Consider the following 209-nt stretch of genomic DNA (forward strand, 5'->3'; position numbering starts at 1 on the left):
CACACCGCCCGCGATCACCTGCCCGGACACCACCCTCGTCCCGGGCCAGTCCATGATCTGCTCCGCCACGTACACGGTGACCCAGGCCGACGCCGACGCCGGGACGCTCACCAACACCGCCACCGCCACCGGCACCCCGCCCACCGGTTCGCCGGTCACCTCGCCGCCCTCCACCACCACGGTGACCGGCCCGCGGGCGTCCCTCACCC

The 209-nt window shown here is 75.1% G+C and carries 1 protein-coding gene; it reads left to right on the forward strand.

The window, feature by feature from the left end; all coding sequences use genetic code 11:
* Positions 1–209, forward strand: a 209-nt coding sequence (locus PUR61_RS05415) for a DUF7507 domain-containing protein (RefSeq protein ID WP_329876159.1), incomplete at both ends; no start/stop codon positions are given.

It is taken from the genome of Streptomyces sp. BE20 (assembly GCF_036322525.1).
Classification (GTDB): Bacteria; Actinomycetota; Actinomycetes; order Streptomycetales; family Streptomycetaceae; genus Kitasatospora.